The following is a 3,831-nucleotide window of genomic DNA, read 5'->3' on the forward strand; positions in this document are numbered from 1 at the left end:
ACTTCCTCGGTGCTCCCATGACTCTCATCCTTCCGTGGAATGAAAGCCTCCAACAGACCCGTCACGGGACAAGGAGAGGTCTTCGTCAGCGCTTTTCTGGGGTGGCTGGTGGTGGGTGCCGAAAGATGCGGTTCTCGTCGGTGGAGAACATTTTCCGTTCGCCGGTTCCGAGTTCTCGGGCCCACACCACGTGGAGGAGTGGCATGGTCTCCTCGACGAGTCCGCGGTAGTAGAGGTCACCGGCAAGGTGGACATCGATGCGATCACCTGCTTGCAGCACGGTGCAGTCCTCCACGGGGACGGGGACGGGGCCGGGGTCGGGGCTGGTCATGGTGGCGGTGCCTTTCGTCGGCGCTTCTGGGTTGGGTTGTGGCCTCGGGGTGGTCATCCGGAGTGCGGTGAGCCCATGGTGCGTGGTCGTCCCGATGTGATGCGCTCCGTGGTGCGGTATCGGCGCGCGGTGTTCTCGGCCTGGAACGCGCATGGCTTCCCCGTGGCGGCACGAGGCAGGGGTCGGTCGCGGCCGGCTGGAGCCGGAGGCTCTTGAGGTGTGAGTATGCAGTCCGCTGGGATGTGCCTGGGGTGGTTCGTGCACGCGGTCCCGTGTTGACGGGAACGGTCAGTGCGCAGCGGTCAACGATCCTGGGTGATGCGGGACTCTGGGTACCGCTTTTTAGCGGTGGTCGCTGAGTTCGAAGAACCAGATGATGTGGTGGCGCAGGGCGTCGGCGGCGTCTGCGCCTCGGCGCTGCTGGAAGGCCTCCAGGATGCTCTTGTGCTGTTCCTGAAGGGTCTGGCGTACCTTCGGCCAGTCCTCGAGGTCGGCGACGGTCTCCTGGACGTAGCCGATGGTGGCTTGGCGCAGCGAGGACATAATCGTCTCGACCACCACGTTGCCGGCCAGAGAGGCGAGCAGGATGTGGAACTGCGCGTCGTGGGCGTGGAAGCGCTCGTCCGGCAGGTCCGGGTCGTCCATGGCGGCCACCAGTTCGGTGGCCTGGTCGATTATCGCGGTGCGTTGGGGAGTGTCCGGGGCGGTGGCGGCTTCGTGGGCGGACTGGGTCTCGAGCAGCAGTCGGGTTTGCGCCAGATCGCGGATGCGCAAGGACCGGTTGGCCACGTGCATCCGCAGCGCCCAGCCGAGTGCGGCCGAGGGGTCCGAGATGACGATCGCCCCGGCGTTGGGCCCGGACCCGGTGGAGGAACGGACCAGGCCCATGGCGTCGAGGACCCGGAATGCTTCGCGGACCGAGGCGCGGGAGATCCCGAACTCCTCGGCCAGGTGGCGCTCTGCGGGCAGTCTGTCGCCCACCGAGATCTCCCCGGAGCGCAGGCGTTCCTCGAGCCAGTCAAGGACGAGGGTGTAGGTGCGTGTGACCGCGGGCACGAGGGGCTCCTGGAGGGTATATGGGGAACCGGACCATTCTAGAGAGACCGCGAGGCTGCACCTGACCGGATGGGTCGGGCGCAGCCTCGGGGCCCCGGAGGCGTGGGGCCGGCACCTGACATGCCGTCGGCACCGGCCCCACGTGCCGGATCAGACCCGGAGCTCGCTCCTGGCGGGCGCGTCCTTGCGCCACAACCAGCGGGCGATGAGGGCCAGTCCGGCGACGAGCAGGACCAGCATGACGGTGCCCAGGTTGAGACCCACCCCGTGGATGAAGAGGTACGCGACCGCACCGCCCGCGAGGCAGTAGTAGGTGGTCACGATGATCGTCTTGCGCAGCAGGTCGCCTTCGCGCCCGAGCAGGCCCACGGTGGCGGAGGCCGCCACGATGTTGTGGATCGCGATCGGGTTGCCACCGGCCCCACCCACAGCCTGGGCGGCGACCACGAGCTCGGGCCGGTCGAGTCCGATCGCGGCACCGGTGGAGAACTGGAACTGGGAGAACGTCAGGTTCGACACGGTGTTGGACCCGGCCACGAAGGCACCCAGCGCGCCGATCCAGGGGGCGATCACGGGCCAGGAGCTGCCCGAGATCGCGGCGGCCCCCTCGGCGAGGGTCACCGGCATGCTGGAGAGCCCCGAGTCGTTGAGGGCCGGGCCGGACTGGATGAGCACGCGCACCAGGGGCACGGCGAAGAGCAGGGCGGCGGCGGTGCCGGCGAGCTGGCCGGCCGAGATCTTGAGGGTCTGGGCGATCTCGCGGGAGTTCATCCGGTGCAGTAGGTAGGCGAAGGCCGAGGCGAGGATCAGCACGAAGCCGGGGAGGTAGAACGGCTGGACAGTGGTGGTGATCTCGGTGCCCAGGATGTTCTCGAACGGGATCGCCAGGCCGGTCAGCCATTCCTTCAGCGGGGCGATGACACGGGTGGCCACCAGCAGCCCCGCCATCAGGGCGTAGGGCGCCCAGGCGCGGACCGTGCTCATGTGGGTGGAGACGTCGGTGGCCTCGGCCGGTTCGATGGTGCCCATCCAGCGGGTGGGCCAGTCGGCGCGCGGGCCGAACTGGAAGGTGTCCTTGGGCATGAGGAAGCCGCGGCTGGAGGTGAACATCACCAGCACCATGCCGAGGAGCCCGCCGAACATTGAGGGGAACTCGGGGCCGAGGAAGCGGGCCACCAGCACGTAGGGGACGGTCATGGCCAGGGAGGCGTAGACGGCGAAGGGCCACACGGCCAGCCCGTCGCGGAAGCGCCGGTCGGGGCCGAAGAACCCGGTCAGCAGGGTCACGAGGATCAGCGGGATGAGGATGCCCACGATCGCGTGGATGGCCGCGGTGTAGAAGCCGATCGAATTGATGAACTCGGGCATGGTCACACCCAGAATCTCGACGCGCTGAGCGACCGCGGGGTCCCCGCCCAGGCCGTTGGCGACCCCGACGAGGATGGGCGTGCCGACCGCCCCGAAGCTCACGGGGGTGGACTGGACGATGAGGCCGATCATGACGGCGGCCATCGCGGGGAAGCCCATGGCCAGCAGCAGCGGGGCCACGACCGCGGCGGTGGTGCCGAAGCCAGAGACGCCCTCGATGAAGGAGCCGAAGAGCCAGCCAATGATGATGGCCTGGATCCGCCGGTCGGCCGAGATGTTGTTGAAGCCAGCGCGGATGGTGGCCATGGCCCCGCCCACGGTGAGCGTGGCGAGCAGCAGCAGGGCGCCGAAGACGATGTAGAGCATGGTGATGGCCACGATCAGGCCCTCGATGGTGGCGGCCAGCACTCCGGTGAAGCTCATCTGCCACACGGTCAGCGCCACCACGACGGCCGCGAGGTAGCCCACCGGCATCGCGAACTTCGCCGGCCAGCGGAAACCGGCCAACAGCACACCCACCAACAGCAGGGGCAGCAGAGCCAGAAGGCTCAGGACAGCGAGATTGTCCACGGACAGATCCTTTCTGGGCCCTGCCCCGGAGGATCGCGGGTGCCGGGTCGGGCCGGGTGCGTGGTACGGGCTGGGTCGAGGTTTCCGGGACGCGATGCGTAGCTCATCCCGGCCCCAGTGATCTCGATGCGCTCCCCTGAGAGTTGCGGAGAGCAGTACAGACCTGGTGTCGGTCGGGTGGTCGTTCGGTGCTTCCCGCATACGAGTTCGGGAAGGACCTCACACGCGACCACCGTATGGTCGGACCACAATGGTCTGACCACGAAGAGTACATGAGCCAGGTCACACCTCCAACCCCTGCGGCGCAATGTTCTCGCCGCCTGCCGCCCTGATTGTGTGGTGCGGCTCATAGTCCTACTATGGTCAGACCACAGGCGGTGCGGTGTCCTCGCATCGACCCTTTTTCCTTCTTCGCCCGTCCTCGTTCTCCTGTTCCCGGAGGTCGCATGAGAATCGCCCTGTTCGCCACGTGCATCGTGGACGCGATGTATCCGCGGGTCGCGCTG

3 protein-coding genes are annotated in these 3,831 nt (G+C 67.7%); all 3 read right to left on the bottom strand.

The window, feature by feature from the left end:
- Positions 1-85: 85 nt before the first annotated feature.
- The 3 genes from RF640_RS18710 to RF640_RS18720 all read right to left on the bottom strand — a co-directional run bounded on the left by RF640_RS18710 (position 86) and on the right by RF640_RS18720 (position 3,325).
- Positions 86-331 carry a hypothetical protein gene (locus RF640_RS18710; protein WP_141246871.1) on the bottom strand — a complete coding sequence of 82 codons (246 nt, stop codon included), beginning with the start codon at positions 329-331 and terminating at the stop codon, positions 86-88.
- Between the two features lie 342 nt (positions 332-673).
- Positions 674-1,387 (bottom strand): FadR/GntR family transcriptional regulator, encoded by a 714-nt coding sequence (locus RF640_RS18715; RefSeq protein WP_115163159.1) that lies wholly within the window; start codon positions 1,385-1,387, stop codon positions 674-676.
- A gap of 150 nt (positions 1,388-1,537) precedes the next feature.
- Positions 1,538-3,325, bottom strand: coding sequence for an L-lactate permease (locus RF640_RS18720; RefSeq protein WP_081994601.1), 1,788 nt, complete (start codon positions 3,323-3,325; stop codon positions 1,538-1,540).
- Positions 3,326-3,831: the final 506 nt, after the last annotated feature.

Origin of the sequence: Kocuria sp. CPCC 205231, from assembly GCF_040980965.1 — a bacterium.
GTDB classification, from domain to species: domain Bacteria; phylum Actinomycetota; class Actinomycetes; order Actinomycetales; family Micrococcaceae; genus Kocuria; species Kocuria rosea.

Excerpts from the sequence above, each read along its gene's own strand:
- RF640_RS18710 (WP_141246871.1), bottom strand. The coding sequence starts at position 331 with ATGACCAGCCCCGACCCCGGCCCCGTCCCCGTCCCCGTGGAGGACTGC.